This is a genomic window from Paraburkholderia kururiensis (genome assembly GCF_034424375.1).
GTDB lineage: Bacteria > Pseudomonadota > Gammaproteobacteria > Burkholderiales > Burkholderiaceae > Paraburkholderia > Paraburkholderia kururiensis_A.
The window spans coordinates 3,317,982-3,336,909 of sequence record NZ_CP139965.1; the positions used below are offsets into that span (position 1 = coordinate 3,317,982).

Genomic DNA, 18,928 nt, shown 5'->3' on the forward strand with positions numbered 1-18,928 from the left:
CAAGAGCACAACGATTCGATACGGCCCAAGCGGCCGCATTCGTGACGACGTTCGCCAGAGCCGCGTCTAGCGACCCGCCCGCCTCGTCTGCGAAGGCAGTTCGCCGAACAGTTCCTGATAGTCGGCGGCGAAGTGGCTCATGTGGAAGAAGCCCCAGTTGGCCGCGGCATCGCCGATGGCGAGGTCGCTGGCACGCGTGGCCATCAGTTCGCGCCGCACGCCGTTGAGCCGCACGGACCGCAGATACTTCACGGGCGTGGTTTCGGCGACGGTGCGAAAACTGTTCTGCACCGTGCGTCTACTGATCTGCAAACGCTGACAAAGCTCGATCACGCTCGGCGCGTTCGCCGCATCCGATACGGTCAGCCGATGGCACTTGTCCACGATGAAGCTTTGCGTCGAACTCCCCGGGCGCTGGTTTCTGTCGCATGTCGGGTCGGCAAGCAACCCGAGTAGACCGTCGAGCATTTCGCGCTCGAGATCCCTTTCGAGGTCCGGCGTACCGCTCGATGCATCCGACGCGTCCGGTGCATCGATTGCAAGTGCGCTCGAAAAAAGCGCCAGCAGCTGGTCGCGGCATTCCTCGAGCCGCTGCGATGGCACCTTGATGACGGGCTGCCGCAGCAGCGTCCGGATGTCGCCCGGCGAAGGCATGGCTTCCAGCGCGCTTTCGAACAACTCGCCGTCGAACGTGATGGAGAGCATGTCCATGCCCATCGGCATATGGAACATGAACTCTTCGCCGCCGCGCAGTACGAAGAGGCTGTTCGCGTCGGCCTCGCGGCCCTGCATGCGCACGGTGCCCGACACGGCGGCCGGGATCGCGAAACACATCTTGCCCTTCGGTGCTTCCCCGTGCTGCACGACACGCTGGCTGATCTGCTCGCGAAAGACGTGGGCATGCGTGCTTTTCAGCTGCATCAACGAGCTTTCCAGCGGTCCCGCCGATATCTGGCTGTAGGTCTGGTTCCAGTCCCGCACCGCGCAGGCATGCATATGCACGTCCTGGAACCGGCTGATGCTTTGATTCATGACGCTGATGTACCTGTTGATGAACGGGTTCCGAAAGAATCACTCCGACGCATTCCTAAGCGTCGATGCACAGACCGTGCCAGTCAACATCGGGGGATGCGGTGATTGTGCCCACCCGCATTCGCGACCTTCTACCAGGGATAACCCGTCGCGCTGCACCCGTTGTGCGCGTGAGCCGGCAACCACGCTGTCGCAAAAAAGTGCACAGGCACCAGCGCGGGGACACCGCACGTCTTCCCGTTTGCGTCGATGTGGCCTCGGCGCGCGAAGCGCTTTTCGAACTTGCTCATTTGGGATACCGCCGCGCCGATGTTCGCAATGAAACTTCGTTCACACGGCGAGCGTCGGGCACCACAACCGCCCACGCCGCTCCAGCACCCGTTGCGCTTCCCCGCGCATCTACGCACTGAACGGAGACACGATGACTTACGAAAACGCCCGCTTCTGGCACCCCATGATGCATCCCGCCGCGATGAAGGAACGCAAGCCTTTGCGCATTGTTCGCGGCGACGGCTGCTACGTCTTCGACGAATCCGGCAACCGCTTCGTCGACGGCGTGGGCGGACTGTGGAACGTCAACGTGGGCCACAACCGCCCCGAGGTCAAGACGGCTATCGTGAAGCAGCTCGATCAACTCGAGTACTTCCAGCTGTTCGACGGCGTATCGAACCCGCCTGCCGAAGCGCTTTCCGCGCGTCTGATGGAAGTGCTCGCGCCGGAGGAGATGAAACGCGTGGTGTTCAGCTCAAATGGTTCGGATTCCACAGAAACGGCATTGAAGCTTGCACGCCAGTACTGGAAGATTCTCGGCCAGAAAGACCGCACGAAATTCATTTCGCTGAAAGAGGGCTATCACGGCAGCCACTTCCTGAGCGCATCGGTGAACGGCAATGCCGTCTTCCGCCGCAACTACGAGCCGCTCATGCCCGGTTGCTTCCAGGTGCAGAACCCCTGGGTGTATCGCAATCCGTTCACGAGCGACCCGGAAGAACTGTCGACGCTGTGCGCCGATCTGCTGGAGCGTGAGATCCAGTTCCAGGGCCCGGACACCGTGGCCGCGTTCATCGCCGAACCGGTTCAGGGCGCAGGCGGCGTGATCGTGCCGCCCGCAAGCTTCTGGCCCAAAGTACGCGCGGTATGCGACAAATACGGCGTACTGCTGATCGCGGACGAAGTGGTCACCGGTTTCGGCCGCTCCGGCAGCCTGTTCGGCGTGCGGGGCTGGGGCGTCAAGCCCGACTTCATGTGCTTCGCCAAGGGCCTGTCTTCGGGATACGTGCCGCTGGGTGCCACGGTATTCAACGACCGCGTGGCGCAGGCCTTCGAGACGAATCAGGATTTCTCGGGCCAACTCATGCACGGCTACACGTATGCGGGCCATCCCGTGGGTTGCGCCGCCGCGCTCGCGAGCCTCGACATCGTGGTGGGTGAAGATTTGCCCGGCAACGCCGGCAAGCAAGGCGCGTATTTGCTCGAAGCACTGCAGCCGTTCGTGGATCGCTTCGAAGCCATTGGCGAAGTGCGCGGCAAAGGTCTCATGCTCGCCATCGATCTGGTCAACGACAAGGCCACGCACGAGCCGATCAGCCCGATGTCGGGGTACGCCTATAGCGTCGCGGAAGTCGCGCGCCGCAACGGTGCCGTCGTGCGTCCGGTAGGCACGAAGATCATCCTGTCGCCGCCGCTCGTCATCCAGCAGCCTGAGATCGATCGCATCGTGTCCGCGCTCGACGCCGCCTTCAAGGAAGTGCCGTTCGTCCGCTAAAGCGGGCCACGTTCCCTACTGCCAATGAATCCATGAGCATGAGCCAGAACCTGAAGCACTTCATTAACGGCGTGCCGGCCGATGCCTCCGACGGCGGCCGTATGCGTCTCTTGAACCCGGTCGACGAGCTCGAGTACGCCACGGCCGCCGAAGGCACCGCCGAAGACGTGCAACGCGCCGTTGCCGCCGCCAGCGCGCAATTGAACGGCGGTGCCTGGAGCACGCTGGACGGCGCACAGCGTGCCCGTCTGCTGATCCGGCTTGCCGACCTCGTCGAACGCGACACGGCACTGCTCGCCGACATGGACGCCCACGCAATCGGCCGCTCGCCCATCGAGCCGCGCATGATGGACGTGCCGAACGCCGTCGCCAATCTTCGTGCCGCCGCGGGCTGGGCGAACCAGCTCGAAGGACGGACCATTCCCACCGCCGGCTACATGGGAAACAAGACGCTCTCGTACACGGTGCGCGAGCCCATCGGCGTAGTCGGCGCCATCGTGCCGTGGAATTCGCCGCTCATGATCACCACCTGGAAGCTCGCGGCGCTGCTCGCCGCAGGTTGCACGGTGGTCATCAAGCCCGCCGAGGAAACGCCGCAGTCCGCGCTGCATCTGGCCGCGCTGTGCAAGGAAGCCGGCTTTCCCGATGGCGTCGTGAACGTGGTCACGGGCCGCGGCGACGTGGTGGGCCGCGCGCTCTGCGAGCACCCGGACGTCGCGAAGATCAGCTTCACGGGCAGCCCCGAGGCGGGCCGCGCCATTCAGCGCACCGCGGGCGCGCAATTCAAGCGCGTCACGCTGGAGTTGGGCGGCAAGAGCCCGCAGATCGTGTTCGACGACGCGCCGTTCGACGAAGCCGTGCGCGGTTGTGCGCTCGGCATTTTCGTGAATCAGGGGCAGGTATGCGCCGCAGGCTCGCGCATTCTGGTGCAGCGCAAACTGGCCCGGCGTTTCGCCGCGGCAATGGCCGAAGCGGCGGCCACCATCCAGGTGGGCGACCCGCGCGAACCCGGTGTGCAGATGGGGCCGCTCGCGAAACAGCAGCAATTCGAGCGCGTGAACCGGTACATTCAGGCGGGCCTCGACGAAGGCGCCGAACTGCTGGCGGGCGGCGTATCGCATCCCACGAAGGGATGGTTCGTGAAGCCAACCATCTTCGCGGGCGCGCACAACGGCATGACGATCGCGCGCGAGGAAATCTTCGGACCGGTGGGCACTATCATCGCCTTCGATACCGAAGAAGAAGCCATTGCCATCGCCAACGATTCGGACTACGGGCTTGCAGCTACGCTCTGGACCAACGACCTCGCGCGCGCACACCGCGTGGCGCACCAGGTGAAGGTGGGGGCCGTCGGCGTGAACTGCTGGAGCCCGCTGGATGCGAACCTGCCGTGGGGCGGCCTCAAGCGTAGCGGCATAGGGCGCGAAGGCGGCATTACCGGCGCGCTCGCCTACACCGAAGAGAAAGTCGTCACGGTTCTACTGCCCTCCTGAACTTTCCGCCCTTAATCGACAAAGGAGACCGCCATGCGCTGGAGAAACACGCTGGAGTCCTACGGCAATGTCTCGATGCTGTTTCACTGGCTGACCGCCGCGGCGTTCATCACCGCGTATGTGGTGGTCTACTACGTCATCTGGTTCGTCGATCCGGAGACGAGCATCAAGCCCGCCCTGTTCGGCACCACGCCGAACGCGGCGCGCGTGGTGCCCATTCTGAACATTCACTGGATCCTCGGCATCACGATCGGGTTCCTCACGCTGCCCCGTTTGCTGTGGCGAATCTTCGGCATCGTTCCGCGTCACCTCTCGCATTCGCGCATCGAGAACCGCGCGGCGGACGTGGCGCACTGGGCGCTCTACGCGCTGCTGATCCTGATGCCCATATCGGGCTACATGACCACGTATGACCCCACGAACTTCGGCTTCTTCGTCGTCCCCGCATGCAGGAACACCGCGTTCGCGGCGTGGATCCGCTCGATCTTCGGCCTCTCGGTAACGGGGCTCGAAGACGTGATGTGGGCCGTGCACAGCTTCATTGGCCAATGGGTGGCCTGGCCGCTCATCGTGATTCATGCGGGCGCGGCACTCGTGCATCACTTCGTGCGTAAAGACGCGGTGCTCAAACGCATGCTGCCGCTCGCGCGGCAGGACGAAGCCAGCGCGAGCCCACCCACGGCGGGCGCCCAACCGAACCACCGTTAGCGCCGCCAGCCGCTCCGTATTCCCCAAGCGATCCCGACAGCACGAAGCCCTGCGCTGAAGGCCGGACGTTGTCCGCCTTCAGGCCGGCCTCGTGGGGGACGCGTTCGTCCGCGAAATGCCGGTCGTCCCCACGAATGAGCAGATCGCGCCCGCTCTATCCGCAGCATCGAAAGCGATTCAACTCACTCGAGGAAACAACATGACCATGAAACGATTCCGGCCAACCACCTGCGCGAAGGCCGTTCTGACCACCACGCTCGCAGCCAGCCTCGTCTTTGGCGCCGGCATGGCCGCAGGGGCCGACCCGGCTGCTCTGGACCGGCTCACGCCGTCGGGCGCGGAAAAAGAAGGCAACAAGGACGGCACGATTCCCGCCTGGCAAGGCGCCGAAGCGCCGTTGCCCGGCTGGGAATGGGGCAAGCTGCGCCTCGCCTACTGGAAGCACAAGGACGAAAAGCCGCTTTTTTCCATCGACGCCTCGAACGTCGACAAATACGCCGACCATCTCTCCGCCGGAGAGGCGGCCATGATCCGGCAAACGAAGGGCTATCGCATGGACGTCTACCCTTCGCATCGGACCTGCGGTGTGCCCGACTTCGTGGCTGCCAACACGCGCAAAAACGTTGGCACTGCCAGGCTTAACGACGACGGCTGGAGCATCAAGGACGCCACGGTGCCCGGCTACCCGTTCCCGATCCCCTCCAGCGGCGTGGAGGCGATGTGGAACGCGAAGCTGCGCTATCGCGGCGTGGGGATCGACTACAAGAAAACCATCACGGCCGTGTCGCCGCGCCGCGGCGGCAGCGAATGGATTCGCGCCGAATCCGAACAGACGCTCTTCATTCCGTGGGGCGAGAAAGGATCGCACGCGCTCTCGTCCTACCCGCCTGTCGAGTTCTATGTGTACTTCGCCTATCTTTCGCCCACGGCGCTCGCGGGCCAGGCGCTCGCCATCACGCAGTATCTGAATCAGCCTGAAAACGAGACCTTCTATTACTTCCCGGGCCAGCGCCGCGTGCGCCGCATGCCGGCTTACTCGCACGACGCGCCGCAGATCGGCATGGAAAACCAGTACACGCTCGACGAGCCGAACGTATTCAACGGCGCGCTGGATCGCTTCAACTGGAAGCTTCTGGGCAAGAAGGAAATCTACGTGCCCTACAACGACTTCGGCGCCTTCGACTTCCAGTCGAAATTCGAAGACATCGCGCAGGACAACTTCATCGCGCCGAATCATCGCCGCTACGAACTGCATCGCGTGTGGGTAGTCGAGGCCACTGTGAAGGCCGGCATGCGCCACTCGGCCCCGCGGCGCATCGTGTATCTGGACGAAGACAGCTGGGCCCCCGTTCTGATGGACGACTTCGACGGCCAGGACAAGCTCGCCAAGATGCGCGAAGGCTTCCTCATTCCCGTCTACGAAACCGGCACCTGCGACGTGATGGCCATGGTGCAGAACAACCTGGCCGAAGGCCGCTACGTCTTCGATACGCACGCTGCCGGCGTCGGCAAGGACGTTCGCTACTTCACCGAGCCCACCGGTCCGCGCATGCGTGCCGACTTCTATACCTCCGAAAACCTGCGGGCCATCAGCGAACGCTGAACGCCCTCCACAAAACAGACAAGCCAAGGAGATCAACCATGTCCGGTGTCCAGGGGATTCGCATGCGCACGGCGGCCGCTTCTGTCTGCGGCCTGCTTTCGGCGGTCGGCGCACAGGCGGCCAACTTCGAATTCAGCGGCGTGAGAGGCAGCTTTGATTCCACCGTCTCGGTGGGTACGGGCATACGCGCCAAGTCGCCCGCCTGCGATCTCATCACGAGGGGGGCCACCGGCGCCGGCGCGCCTGCCGGTTGCCTCGCGCCGACCTCGTCCATGGGCGATCAGGGCAACCTGAACTACGCCAAAGGCGATGCGTTCACGACGTACCTGAAAGGCAGCCACGAACTGCTGCTCAAGATGCCCGACGATTTCACCTTCCTCGGGCGCGTGAACTGGATACGCGACTTCACCGCCACGCACACCACGGGATACCTGAGCCCTGCCACGCCGTCGTACCTGACGAGCGGCCAGGCGCCCGACGCGAGTTCGGACCTGCGTTTCAAGGCTCGCCTGCTCGATCTGTGGGTCAGCAAGTCGTTTCAGCTGTTCGGTGAAACGGCGCGTGTGCGCGTGGGCAATCAGGTCATCAGTTGGGGCGAAAGCCTGTTTCTGCCGGGCGGCATCAACGCCACCAACGCCATCGACGTGATGCGCCTCTCGCAACCCGGCACTCAGCTGAAAGAGGCCGTGCTACCCGCCCCTATCGCGAGTTTCGCCACGGGCCTGGGGCACGGGCTCAACCTGGAAACCTATATCCAGAGCAACTGGAACGGCAACTACCTGCCGCCTTCGGGCAGCTACTGGTCGTTCGCCAACGGCATGGGCCGCGGCCACGACGCCTATGGCCTCATCGAGGTCAAGCCGAAGAACGGCGGGCAATGGGGCACTGCACTGCGCTGGCAGCCCGCCGGCACGCCGGTGAATCTGGGCTTCTACGTGATGAGCTACAACGACAAGTCGCCGAACTTCAGCACGAATGCGGGCGGCACGGGCCGTTCGGGCTGGGCCTATGCCGAAGACCGGCGCCTCTTCGGCATCAGCGCCAACATGCCGATCGGCGACTGGGCGATCGGCACCGAACTGTCGTATCGGCCGCGCGACGCCGTCGCGCTCAACCCGGCCGTGAGCGGCTGCTCCTCGAACAACGGCAACTGCTGGGCCAACGAAAAGAAGTTCCAGTGGCACCTCACGGGCATGCTCAGTCTTACGCCGAGCAACGCGCACACCATCCTGAAACTGCTGGGCGCGGACACCGCCACGCTCATGGCCGAAGCCGTCGTGGTGAGTTACCCGGGTCTCAAGCAGTACTACGGCAAAGACCCGATTTCCGCGGGCGCATGGGGATGGGGCCAGGAGTACGACGCCAACGGCACGCCCAGGCCAGTGGGCACGAAAACGTCGTGGGGCTACAACCTCGACTTCAGCTGGGTGTACGACGGCAAGCTGATTCCGGGCTGGCAGGTGATTCCCGAGGTCTATTACTTCCAGGCGGTGAGCGGTAGAACGCCGAACGCCGTGGGTCAATTCATGGAAGGCGCGAAGTCGGTCAACCTCGTGGTGACCTTCATCCAGAACCCGGCGAACTGGCAGGCGGCCATCAACTACTCCGCATTCTTCGGCGGCAAGAGCGTATTCGACCAGCCGTATCGCGACCGCAATTTCGTCGGCCTCACGCTGTCGCGCAACTTCTGACCGCGGCCGTCCCCTCTCAAGCGAACCGTTCCTGCGCCATGCCTACTCCGCCCGACACCACCACGGCGCTTCAACGCGCCGTGTCCCGCTTCGAAGCCTTCGTCTTTTCTCATCGACGCCTCATTCTTGCCGCGCTAGCCGTCTTCACACTCGTAATGGCGTGGTTCGCCACGCAGTTGCGCATGGACGCGGGCTTCGACAAGCAGATGCCCGTCGGGCACGAGTACATCCAGACGTTCGAGAAATATCGCAACGACACGCTGGGCGCGAATCGCCTGAACATCGTCGTCAAGGCGCGCCACGGCAACATCTGGAATGCCGCCGCGCTCAGGCGGCTTTACGACGTGACGCAGGCGGTCATCTTCCTGCCCAACATCGAACGCCTGGGGGTGCAGTCGCTGTGGACACCCAACAGCTTCGTGAACGAAATTACCGAAGACGGTTTTCGCGCGGACCCGCTGATCGACAGCACCATCACGCCCGCCCAACTCGATAGCGAAACCATCGGCAATATCCGGCGCGCGGCAAGACAGGGCGGCTTCGTGGGCACGCTGGTATCGCGCGACGAATCGAGCGCGATGATTACCGCCGAGCTGCTCGAATACGATGCTCGCGGCGCGAAGCTCGACTATGTGGAATACAACCACCTGCTCGAACAGCGCATCCGCTCGAAGTTCGAAGACGGCGACTTCGAAATCCAGATCATCGGTTTCGCGAAGCAGATAGGCGACATTGCCGACGGCGCGCGTTCCGTGCTCAAGTTCTGCGCCATCGCGCTGCTGCTCACGGCCGCCGCCGTCTACTGGTACTGCCGCTCGCTGCGCTTTACGCTGCTGCCCATTCTGTGTTCGCTCACGTCGCTGGTCTGGCAGTTCGGCACGCTGCGCCTGCTCGGCTTCGGTCTCGATCCGCTCGCGGTGCTCGTGCCGTTTCTCGTGTTCGCCATCGGCGTGTCGCACGGCGTGCAGCAGATCAACTACATCGTGCGCGGCATTTCGCATGGGCACTCGAACTTCGATGCCTGCCGCGACAGCTTCAGCGGACTGCTGATTCCCGGCACGCTCGCGCTCGTCACCGCGTTCGTCTCGTTCATCACGCTGCTGTTGATCCCGATTCCGATGGTGCGGGAACTGGCCATCGCGGCGTCGCTCGGCGTGGCGTACAAGATCGTCACGAACCTCGTCATGCTGCCCGTGGCGGCGTCGTTCTTCAACGTGAGCAAGGCCTACGCGGACAAGGCGCTGATTCGCCGCGAACACCAGGCATCGTGGCTGCGCGTGGTGGCTCGCGTGGCCGAACCGCGCAACGCACTCGTCGTGCTGGTGCTCACCGCAGGCGTTTTCGCGGTAGCGGTATGGCAAGGGCGCGACCGCGTGGTGGGCACATTGCAGCCCGGCGCCCCGGAGCTGCGCGCCGATTCGCGCTTCAACCGCGATGCCGTGGCCATCTCCACCAACTTCGATACGGGCCTCGACTGGCTCACCGTGATCTTCGAAGCGCCGCCGCAGAGTTGCAGCAACGTCAACATCGGCCTCTATCAGGACCGCTTTACGTGGGCCATGCAGCACGTGGACGGCGTACTGTCGGCGGCCTCTTACGCCGGGCAGTTGAGGCTCTACAACGAAGGCTATAACGAAGGCAACCCGAAGATGAGCGTGGTGCCTATCGACGCCGCGAACTACGCCGCCCTCTCCACGGAAATCGCCCGCGTACGCGGCACGATGCGCAAAGACTGCAGCATGACCGCCGTGAACCTGTTCCTCACGGACCACAAGGCCACCACCATCCAGCGCGTGATCGATGCAGTGAAGGCGTTCCGCAGCAATGTGCCGCCGGGCGTGAGCATGCGGCTCGCGTCGGGCAATGCCGGCGTGCTGGCGGCCATCAACGACGAAGTGGCGCGAAGCGAACTGCCGATGATGCTCTACGTGTACGCGGCCATCGTGATGCTGGTGTTCCTCGTCTATCGCGATCTGCGCGCGGTAGTGGCGTGCTGCCTGCCGCTCACAGTGGGCACCTTCGTGGGCTACTGGTTCATGAAGGAACTGCAGATCGGCCTCACGGTAGCCACGCTGCCCGTGATGGTGCTCGCCGTGGGTATCGGCGTGGATTACGCGTTCTACATCTACAACCGCCTGCTGCTGCACGTGGCGAACGGCCAGCCCACCGTGAAGGCCATCGAACATGCCATTCTCGAAGTGGGCACGGCCACCATCTTCACGGCCATCACGCTCGCCATCGGCGTGGCCACCTGGTCGTTCTCGCAACTGAAGTTCCAGGCCGACATGGGCAAGCTGCTCGCGTTCATGTTCATGGTGAACATGGTGATGGCCATGACCGCGCTGCCCGCCATGGTGGTCTGGCTAGAAAGACTCTTCCCGCGCCACCGCCCCGTGCACGCAACCGGACTTCAACACCACTGAGCGCCGCCATGACTTCTCGCTTCTCCGCTCTCGCCTGCGTCGCGCTGCTGTCCATGCCGTTCGTCGCCCGGGCCGCAGCCGCTGCGCCGGACAACGTACCGCCCGCGCCCCTGGCCGCGCCCGCCGTTTCCGTGCCGTATGCGACCACGGCCACGATGCTGGCCACCGCGATGGCCGGTTCACGCATCGTCGCCGTGGGCGATCACGGCATCGTGCTGCTCTCCGACGACGGGGGCAAAACGCAACGCCAGGCGAAGCACGTGCCGGTGGACGTGGCGCTCACGTCCGTGTCTTTCGTGGATGCGCGGCAGGGCTGGGCCGTGGGCCACTGGGGCGTCGTATTGCGTACCACGGACGGCGGCGAAAGCTGGCAACTGCAACGCAGCGATACGAAGACCGACCGTCCGCTGTTCGCTGTTCACTTCTTCGACGCGGATCACGGCGTGGCCGTCGGCCTGTGGTCGCTGATCCTGGAAACCGCCGATGGCGGAGTCCACTGGCATACCGTCGATCTGCCTTCGCCCGGCGGCGGACAACGCGCGGACCTGAACCTGCAAGGCCTCTTCGTGGACGCGCAGAATCGGCTCTACGCGCCGGCCGAACGCGGCACGGTGTTGCGTTCGGACGATCGCGGCGCGCACTGGCGTTACCTCGGCACCGGCTACAAGGGGTCGTTCTGGACCGGCGTGGCCGGCACGGACGGCACACTCTTCGTCGGCGGCCTGCGCGGCTCGCTCTACCGAAGTGCCGACCACGGCGAAACGTGGCAACGCGTCGAAACGCACAGCAAGTCGTCCATCACGTCGCTGGCGTTGTGCGGTTCGAGCATCGTCGGCGTGGGTCTGGATGGTCTCGTCGTGCGCAGCAACGACGGCGGCGCATCGTTCGTGTCCGACGTGCGCGCGGACCGCTTACCGTTGACCGCCGTTGCATTCGACGCCGCCTGCCACGCGGTGCTGTACTCGCGCGAAGGCGTGGTGCCCGAGGCGCAAAGCCAGGCGTCGGCGAAATAGGCTCGGCATGATCGCGTCGGCAGACCTCGCGTTGCCGACGCCCTCTTCGGCTTACGGCTCAATGCACCGCATACGCCAGCGCAGGCGGGGCCTCCTGTCGTGACGGCGCATCGGTACGCGGCGCGTTCTCGTACTTCGCGCGCATCACGTTGTGCCGAAGCGCTTCCTTCATCTGCGCGATCAACGTCTGCCGACGCCGGAACGCCGCGCGCTTGTTCGACGGCACCTGCTCGATCGTGCGATGCGGCGGCGCGAGCGGCAACACGAAACGTTCGCCCGCTCGCGTTCCGCCCAACTCTTGCCAGAACGCGTCGTAGTCGGAGCGAAACGCGTCCGTGCCCGCGCTGGATACATGCGCCGAGCGCGCCACCGCCGTGAGCCGCCCGATATTCAGCAGCTCGCACAACGCGCCGATCGCTTCCATGACGGCTGCCTTCGGCCGCAGCCCGTGGCTCGCCCGCGTGACGATGCGCACGCGCTCGCGATGCTCGCCGCCCGGCCCTTGCAAGCCGCCGATGAACAGCGCCGGCGTGCGCGTGCCCTGCCGCATTTCGAGCGTGAGCGTTGCCCACGCGAGATCGACGCCCGTCTCCGTGTCCGTGCATGCGATCGTCAGCAGGCCTTCGCGTCGGCAGCGCGTCACGGCCTTCAACACGATCGCGAACTGCGGACACGCGGCCAGCACGACCGGCTGCGCCGCCAGATAGACGCGCCGCGTGAGCGACTCGCCAAGCAGGCGCTCCGCAAAGACGTAGTGGTCGCGGATCATCGCCACGCGCGCGAACGCGCCAAGATGCGCCTGCGCGAGCCCATGAAACGGCCGCTCCGCAAAACGCCGGTCGTGCCGCGCCATATCGGCAAGCAGGCGGTGCTGGGCCAGCGCATTGAACCAGCAATAAGCGGCACGCGGATGAAGCAGCGCATACATCCAGATACGGACTCTTCTGAAGCGCGACTTCAGGTCGTGTCCAGGAACGAACTCGCGCAGAAGACGCGATGCGTGTGCAACGGGCATGATGGTGTCTCGCGTGACGGGATGAGTGTTGGGGTGTGAGGTCAATCGCGTGTCGTGTCGAAATGTGGACCGGTATGGGTGTCCGTTACTTCGGGTACCGAAGTATCGATGTGTCCGTTCCAGCCTCCGCCCAGTGCCTTGTTCAACGCGACGTAGTACGTCGTGAACAGCACGCGGCTTTGAATAAGCGCGTCTTCCGCCAGATAGAGCGAGCGTTCTGCCGTTAGCACGTCGAGAAAGCTCGTGGAGCCCGCGCGGTACAACATGCGGGCCAGGTCCGTCGCGGTGCGGTACGACGCCACAGACTCGCGCAGCGCCGCGGTGCGTTCGCTTTCCTGGTACAGCGCGACGCTTGCGCCCTCCACGTCCTTGAGCGCATTCAACACGGCCGCGCGCCAGGCAATGAAAGACTGGTCGCGCTCGGCCTGAGCAATTTCGACGCCGGCCTTCAGGCGGCCGCCGTTGAAGAGCGGCACCGTGAGCGACGGCCCGAACGACCAGCCGATCGACGAGCGCTGGCCCAGGTCGCCCGGCCGCGTCGCCGACGTCACGACGCTTCCGGTGAGGCTCACGCTCGGGTAGCGCGCGGCCTCGGCCTGCCCGACTTTCGCCGTGGACTGCGCATAGCGACGCTCTGCTGCTCGCACGTCGGGACGCGCGAGCAGCACGTCCGCGGGCACGCCGAGCGAGACGGGTAGCGTCGGCGTGGGCAGCACCCGCGGCTGCTTCATGCGTTCGAGCAACGCCTCGGGCGGCTGGCCCGTCAGCACAGAAAGGCTATGGACGGTCTGCGCATAAGCGGCCTCGAAGGCGGGAATGGCGGCACGCGTGCTTTGCGCGGCGCCCGCCGCGTTGGCCGCATCGAGTCCCGACGTCGCGCCGGCCTCGAACTTGAGCCGCGTGATGCGCGCCGTCTCTTCCTGCGATGCCGCCGTGTCGCGCGCCAACGCAAGCCGCGCCTGATAACCGCGAGCCTGCACATACGACGACGCCACGTCGCCGATCAACGTGAGCAACGTTGCGCCGAGTCCCCACTGCGCCGCGTCGATGCCGTACTTCGCGGCCTGCGCCGCGCGCCGGTTCGCGCCGAACACATCGAGTTCCCAGCTGGCGTCGAAGCCGGCCTGGAACAGGTCGCCCGTGCTGCCCGTGCCGGCGTTGCCGTTGGTATTGCTGTTGGTGCTGGCGTTCGACGAACCGGCATTCGAAGCGCCGGACAGCGTGCGGCCCGATCCTCCTGAACGCGTTTCCGACAGGCTTCCTCTCAACGCCGGCCACGACGCGCCCGCCGTCTGCCGATAAACCGCACGCGCTTCGCGCACCTTCGCCCGCGCCGTCGCCACGTCGAGATTTCCCGCGACCGCTTCGTCGATCAGCGCATCGAGCAATGGATCGTTCAGCCGTGTCCACCATTGCGCGAGTTGCGGCTGACTTGCCGGCGTCATGCTGCTGATGCCGGCCCATCGCTCGGGCACCGGCACATCGGGCGGCTGATAGTCCGGACCCACGGCGCACGATGCGAGCACGAGCGCGCTCGCCAGCGCGGCCGCCTTGCGCGCACGATGCGTCGCGGCGGCATTCATGACGTTCGATGGGATGGCTTTCATCGCGCGCCGTCCCTTTCGTCGTTCGTGCGAGCCGGCGGGAACGCCATGCGTACCGCCACGAACAACAGCGGCACGAAGAACGCGCCGAGCACCGTGGAGGCGAGCATGCCGCCCATCACGCCCACGCCGATCGCGTTCTGCGCGCCCGACCCCGCGCCTGTGGCGAACGCGAGCGGCGCGACGCCGAGAATGAACGCGAACGACGTCATCAGAATGGGCCTCAGCCGCTGCGTGGCCGCGTCGAGCGCGGCATGCGCGGCCGTCGCGCCGTGCGCCTCGCGTTGCAGCGCGAATTCCACGATGAGAATGGCGTTCTTCGCCGCGAGGCCAATCGTCGTCAACAAACCCACCTTGAAATAGACGTCGTTGGTCTGGCCGAAGGCAAGCGCGGCCACCACGGCACCCGCAATGCCGATGGGCGCCGACAGCATGACCGCGAGCGGAATGGTCCAGCTTTCGTAGAGCGCGGCGAGACAGAGAAACACCACGAGCACCGACATCGCATAGAGCGCGGCCGCCTGATTGCGCGAGAGACGCTCCTGCCACGAGAGCCCTGTCCACTCGTGGCGGTAGCCCACGGGCAGTTGCGCGGCGATGCGGTCGATCTCCTTCATGGCGGTGCCCGAACTCACGCCGCCGGCCGCTTCGCCCTGTATTTCCACGGCGGCGTTGCCGTTGTAGCGCTCCAGTTGTGCTGGGCCCGAGGTCCACCGGCCGCTCGAAAACGAGGAGAACGGCACCATCGCGCCACTCGCGTTACGCACGAACCATTTGTCGAGATCCGACGGCTGCATGCGGGAATCCGCGTCCGCCTGCAGATAAACCTTCTTGATGCGTCCGCGGTCGATGAAGTCGTTCACGTAGTCGCTGCCCCACGCAATGGAGAGCGTCGTGTTGATGTCGTGCAGATTCACGCCGAGCGCGCTCGCCTGTTCTTCGTCGATATCGACGGCGAATTGCGGCGCATCGTCCTGCGCGGCAGGACGCGTGTTCGCCAGCAACGGACTGCGCGCCGCCGCGGTCACCAACTGGTCACGCACGCGCATCAGCCGGTCGCGGCCCCCGCCGTTGCTGTCTTCCAGATAGAGATCGAAGCCGTTCGAGTTGCCCATGCCTTCGATGGCAGGCGGCAGCAGCGCATACACCTGCGCGTCCTTGATGCGCGAGAACGCTTCGCCTGCGCGCTGCACGACCGCCGCTGCCGAGAGCCGCTTCGAACGCCGCTGGTCGAAGTCCTTGAGCCGCACGAACACGAGGCCCACGTTTTGCCCCGATCCGGCAAAGCCGAAGCCTTCGATGGTCATGACGCCTTCCACGGCGTCGCGCTCGTTCTCCAGGTAGTAGCGCGTGACCTCGTCGAGCACGCGAGCGGTCCGGTCGCGCATGGCGCCCGCGGGCAGTTGCACGGAGGTCATCACCATGCCCTGATCTTCGACCGGCAGGAACGAACCCGGCAGCCGCGTGAAGAGCCACGCGAGCGCAACCACGAGCGCCACGAACACGAGCAGGAAGCGATTGCCGCGCGTCATGACGCCCCGCACGCCCGCGCGATACGCGAACGAGCCGCGCTGGAACGTGCGCGCAAACCAGGCGCCAAAGCCGCGGCCATTGTGCTGGGCGTGACTGTGTGCATCGTGACGCTTGAGCAGCGTCGCACACAGCGCCGGCGTAAAAGTCAGCGCCACGAGCACCGAGAGCAGCATGGCGGTGACGATCGTGATGGAAAACTGCCGATAGATGACGCCCGTGGCGCCCGAAAAAAACGCCATCGGCACGAACACAGCAGTAAGCACCGTGGCAATGCCGATCAACGCGCCCGTAATGCCGGCCATCGACTTGCGCGTTGCCTCGCGTGCCGACAGCCCCTCCTCGGCCATCACGCGCTCCACGTTTTCCACGACCACGATGGCGTCGTCGACGAGCAGGCCGATGGCGAGCACCATCGCGAACATCGTCAGCGTGTTGAGGGAATAGCCCGCGATAGCGAGCACGCCGAGCGTGCCGAGCAGCACCACGGGAATGGCCAGCGCGGGAATCAGCGTGGCACGCACGTTCTGCAGAAACACGAGCATGACGACGAACACGAGCACCACGGCTTCGGCCAGCGTCTTCAGCACTTCGTCGATGGAGCGCGTGACGAAGGGCGTGGTGTCGTACGGATAGAACACCTCGACGCCCGCGGGCAGCGTGCCGGAAAGCGAACGGACTGTGGCCTTGACGGCCCGCGCGACGTCCACGGCGTTCGCGCCCGTCGCGAGGTTGATGCCGAGGCCCGAGGCCGGCTTACCGTTGTAGTGCGAGACGAACGTGTAGTTTTCCGCGCCGATCTCGACGCGGGCCACGTCGCGCAGGCGCACGATTGCGCCGTCCGTCGCGCTCTTCACGATGACGTCGCGGAACTCGTCGGGCGTTTGCAGACGGCTGCGCGCGGTGACGGTTGCATTGAGCTGCTGCCCGGCGCGCGCGGGCTGCGCGCCCAATTGACCCGCCGACACCTGTGTGTTCTGCGCCCGAAGCGCCGTTTCGATGTCGCCCGGCATCAGCGCATAGCGGGCGAGCTTGTCGGGGTCGAGCCAGATCCGCATGGCGTAACCCGAACCGAACAGTTGCGTGTTGCCGACGCCCGGCACGCGCTTGATCGTCTCGTTGAGCGTGCTGCCCACGTAGTCGTCCAGATCCGCAGACGACAATTTGCCGTTCATCGAAGCCACGCCCAGCACCATCAGGAAGCTCGCCGACGACTTCGTCACGGAAAGGCCCGTGCTCTGGACGATCTGCGGCAACTGCGAGACGACGAGCTGCAGCTTGTTCTGCACCTGCATCTGCGCCACGTCGGCGTTCGCCTGCTGCGTGAACGTGAGGCGAATCTCCACGTCACCCGTGGCGCTCGACGTGGCCGACATGTACTGCAGATTGTCGAGACCGGTCATGCCCTGCTCGATTACGCGCGTGACGGAGTTCTCCACCGTTTGCGCATCGGCGCCCGGATAAGACGCGCTGATCGATATGGTGGTGGGCGCGATCTCGGGATACTGCGCAACGGGCAGCGTGCGCAGGGCGAGCAGCCCGCCCAGCATGACGACGATGGCGATGACCCACGCGAATACAGGACGCCTGATAAAAAACGCCGACATTGCGCCCTCAACCTCGGCTGGCCTGCCGGTCGCGAATCAACGCGGGGCGCAGCGTGTCCGGCGAATCGGCGCCATCCGCACGAGCGACGGCACGCGTGGGACGAACGGCACCCGTCGTCTTGTCGAGTTCGACGTGCACGGCCGTCACGGTGTCGCCCTCTCTCACGAGCTGGCTGCCTTCCACGATGACCTGGTCGCCGTCGGCCACACCGGTCTGCACGAGCCAGTCGTTGCCGATCTGCCGCGCGCCGGCCAGCGCCTGCTCCACCACCTTGCCATTGCGGACGAAGAGCGCCGTGGCCTCGCCGCGCAGGCCGCGGCTCACTGCGCGCTGCGGAATCAGAAACGCGTGCGGCACGGTGCCCTCGTCCACCACGGCGCGCACGTACATGCCGGGCAGCAGCAGGCGTGACGGGTTGCGCAGCACGGCCCGCAGGATGTACGTGCCGGTGGTTTGATTGACGCTCGATTCGGCGAATTCGAGTTTTCCGGCGTGCGGATAGACCGTGCCGTTTTCGAGCCTCAACTTCACGCCCATGCCGGCCCCCGCCGACTGAAGCCGTCCCGATTCGATCGCCTGACGCAAGGCAAGCAGACTCGCACTGGACTGCGTGAGGTCGACGTTGATGGGGTCGATCTGGCGGATCGTGGTCAACGCTGTAGCCTGGCCCGTGGTGACGAGCGCCCCCGGCGTGAGCGATGACCGGTCGATGCGGCCCGAGATGGGCGCGCGGATGGTCGTGTAGTCGAGCGAGATTCTCGCCGTCTCCACGGCGGCTTTCGCGACGGCCACGTTGGCCCGCGCCTGCGCGAGCACGTCCACTGCGTCCTCGTATTCCTGCTTGCTGATGGCGTTGCGCCGCACCAGGTCGCTGTAGCGGTCGGCCTTCGCGAGCGCGCCGGGCACGGCCGCCTCGGCTTTCACGAGCGCCGCACGTGCACTGTCGTACGCGGCCTGATAGGTCGCCGGGTCGATCTGGTACAGCGCTTCGCCGACCTTCACCTCGCCGCCTTCGCGAAACAGACGCTTCTGGATGATGCCCGTCACCTGCGGACGCACCTCGGCCTCGAGCGAAGCGACCACGCGCCCCGAGAGTTCCGTCGTGAGCGGCACGGTTTGCGCGCGCAGCGTCACCACGCTGACCTGCGCGACCGGACGTTCGTGAGCCGCCTCCCGGTTCGCGGCACTGCCGGGTTCCTTGCACGCAGCGAGGAACGTCAGCATCGCCATCGTCGCGACGCCTTTCGCGATGCGATTACCTCTCATGTCGATCAACCTCTCCACGACTTCACAGCTTTTTCGGCCATGCCGGCCGTTATAAAAAAATGGCCGACCCAAAAAGCGGTCGGCCAAACGACTCCGGCATTCCGAGGGCCTTGCCGGAGCCTTGTGCAAACGGCTTTCAGTTCATCTCTCGCATTCCCCCAGGTCTGTGCATACGAT

At 65.1% G+C, this 18,928-nt stretch carries 12 protein-coding genes; 7 read left to right on the forward strand and 5 right to left on the reverse strand.

Annotated features, from left to right (window positions below; genetic code table 11):
- Positions 1-66: 66 nt before the first annotated feature.
- Positions 67-1,032 (reverse strand): helix-turn-helix domain-containing protein, encoded by a 966-nt coding sequence (locus U0042_RS14775; RefSeq protein ID WP_114810149.1) that lies wholly within the window; start codon positions 1,030-1,032, stop codon positions 67-69.
- A gap of 421 nt (positions 1,033-1,453) precedes the next feature.
- On the opposite strand from U0042_RS14775, the gene U0042_RS14780 reads away from it, so the two are divergent.
- The 7 genes from U0042_RS14780 (at position 1,454) to U0042_RS14810 (ending at position 11,728) form a co-directional block, all read left to right on the forward strand.
- Positions 1,454-2,797: an aspartate aminotransferase family protein gene (locus tag U0042_RS14780; RefSeq protein WP_114810148.1), complete on the forward strand. Its 1,344-nt coding sequence runs from the start codon at positions 1,454-1,456 to the stop codon at positions 2,795-2,797.
- 38 nt (positions 2,798-2,835) lie between these two features.
- On the forward strand, positions 2,836-4,290 hold the full coding sequence (locus tag U0042_RS14785; protein WP_114810385.1) for an aldehyde dehydrogenase family protein: 1,455 nt from the start codon (positions 2,836-2,838) through the stop codon (positions 4,288-4,290).
- Between the two features lie 33 nt (positions 4,291-4,323).
- Positions 4,324-4,998, forward strand: a complete 675-nt coding sequence (locus tag U0042_RS14790) for a cytochrome b (protein ID WP_114810147.1) — start codon at positions 4,324-4,326, stop codon at positions 4,996-4,998.
- Between the two features lie 199 nt (positions 4,999-5,197).
- Complete coding sequence (locus U0042_RS14795; RefSeq protein WP_114810146.1) at positions 5,198-6,601, forward strand: DUF1329 domain-containing protein; 1,404 nt, start codon at positions 5,198-5,200, stop codon at positions 6,599-6,601.
- 62 nt (positions 6,602-6,663) lie between these two features.
- Positions 6,664-8,292: a DUF1302 domain-containing protein gene (locus U0042_RS14800; RefSeq protein WP_114810145.1), complete on the forward strand. Its 1,629-nt coding sequence runs from the start codon at positions 6,664-6,666 to the stop codon at positions 8,290-8,292.
- A 38-nt stretch (positions 8,293-8,330) separates the two neighbouring features.
- Positions 8,331-10,715, forward strand: coding sequence for an efflux RND transporter permease subunit (locus U0042_RS14805; RefSeq protein WP_114810144.1), 2,385 nt, complete (start codon positions 8,331-8,333; stop codon positions 10,713-10,715).
- Positions 10,716-10,723: 8 nt separating this feature from the next.
- Positions 10,724-11,728, forward strand: a complete 1,005-nt coding sequence (locus U0042_RS14810) for a WD40/YVTN/BNR-like repeat-containing protein (protein WP_114810143.1) — start codon at positions 10,724-10,726, stop codon at positions 11,726-11,728.
- Between the two features lie 58 nt (positions 11,729-11,786).
- On the opposite strand, the gene U0042_RS14815 is transcribed toward U0042_RS14810, so the two are convergent.
- From U0042_RS14815 to U0042_RS14830, 4 genes are read right to left on the reverse strand one after another with little or no spacing between them, the layout of a single operon-like run.
- Positions 11,787-12,788, reverse strand: a complete 1,002-nt coding sequence (locus tag U0042_RS14815; protein ID WP_157977795.1) for a VirK/YbjX family protein — start codon at positions 12,786-12,788, stop codon at positions 11,787-11,789.
- Entirely contained in the window at positions 12,785-14,350 is a 1,566-nt protein-coding gene (locus tag U0042_RS14820; protein ID WP_114810141.1) for an efflux transporter outer membrane subunit, read from the reverse strand. The genes U0042_RS14815 and U0042_RS14820 overlap by 4 nt, the downstream gene beginning before the upstream one ends.
- On the reverse strand, positions 14,347-17,484 hold the full coding sequence (locus tag U0042_RS14825; RefSeq protein ID WP_114810140.1) for an efflux RND transporter permease subunit: 3,138 nt from the start codon (positions 17,482-17,484) through the stop codon (positions 14,347-14,349). The genes U0042_RS14820 and U0042_RS14825 overlap by 4 nt, the downstream gene beginning before the upstream one ends.
- A gap of 7 nt (positions 17,485-17,491) precedes the next feature.
- Positions 17,492-18,751, reverse strand: coding sequence for an efflux RND transporter periplasmic adaptor subunit (locus tag U0042_RS14830; protein WP_232833298.1), 1,260 nt, complete (start codon positions 18,749-18,751; stop codon positions 17,492-17,494).
- Positions 18,752-18,928 lie beyond the last annotated feature (177 nt).

What these genes read in the sequence shown, in the direction of transcription:
- U0042_RS14830 (WP_232833298.1), bottom strand. Translation starts at nt 18,751, where the DNA reads ATGAGAGGTAATCGCATCGCGAAAGGCGTCGCGACGATGGCGATGCTG.
- U0042_RS14785 (WP_114810385.1), top strand. Translation starts at nt 2,836, where the DNA reads ATGAGCCAGAACCTGAAGCACTTCATTAACGGCGTGCCGGCCGATGCC.
- U0042_RS14795 (WP_114810146.1), top strand. Translation starts at nt 5,198, where the DNA reads ATGACCATGAAACGATTCCGGCCAACCACCTGCGCGAAGGCCGTTCTG.
- U0042_RS14790 (WP_114810147.1), top strand. Translation starts at nt 4,324, where the DNA reads ATGCGCTGGAGAAACACGCTGGAGTCCTACGGCAATGTCTCGATGCTG.
- U0042_RS14825 (WP_114810140.1), bottom strand. Translation starts at nt 17,484, where the DNA reads ATGTCGGCGTTTTTTATCAGGCGTCCTGTATTCGCGTGGGTCATCGCC.
- U0042_RS14775 (WP_114810149.1), bottom strand. Translation starts at nt 1,032, where the DNA reads ATGAATCAAAGCATCAGCCGGTTCCAGGACGTGCATATGCATGCCTGC.
- U0042_RS14805 (WP_114810144.1), top strand. Translation starts at nt 8,331, where the DNA reads ATGCCTACTCCGCCCGACACCACCACGGCGCTTCAACGCGCCGTGTCC.
- U0042_RS14800 (WP_114810145.1), top strand. Translation starts at nt 6,664, where the DNA reads ATGCGCACGGCGGCCGCTTCTGTCTGCGGCCTGCTTTCGGCGGTCGGC.
- U0042_RS14780 (WP_114810148.1), top strand. Translation starts at nt 1,454, where the DNA reads ATGACTTACGAAAACGCCCGCTTCTGGCACCCCATGATGCATCCCGCC.
- U0042_RS14810 (WP_114810143.1), top strand. Translation starts at nt 10,724, where the DNA reads ATGACTTCTCGCTTCTCCGCTCTCGCCTGCGTCGCGCTGCTGTCCATG.
- U0042_RS14820 (WP_114810141.1), bottom strand. Translation starts at nt 14,350, where the DNA reads ATGAAAGCCATCCCATCGAACGTCATGAATGCCGCCGCGACGCATCGT.